The following is a 224-nucleotide window of genomic DNA, read 5'->3' on the forward strand; positions in this document are numbered from 1 at the left end:
ATATGAATCTGAAGCAAAACTTCAAAATACATTTTCTAAAGACTTTCGGCGTCGAAAATTCCAACCACATGCATTACTGAGTGGTTTGGATATCCTATTCCAAAAATTCTTAGAGAATGGTGGGCGATACCGGGCTCGAACCAGTGACCCCCTGCTTGTAAGGCAGGTGCTCTCCCAACTGAGCTAATCGCCCACTAAAAGTTTTAATTCCTTCGTGGAGAAAG

1 tRNA gene is annotated in these 224 nt (G+C 42.9%); it reads right to left on the reverse strand.

The features are described from left to right. Positions 1–117: 117 nt before the first annotated feature. A tRNA-Val gene (locus RH88_RS00005) sits at positions 118–193 on the reverse strand. Between the last annotated feature and the right edge of the window lie 31 nt (positions 194–224).

The organism is Vibrio scophthalmi LMG 19158, assembly GCF_000222585.1.
Taxonomy (GTDB): Bacteria; Pseudomonadota; Gammaproteobacteria; order Enterobacterales; family Vibrionaceae; genus Vibrio; species Vibrio scophthalmi.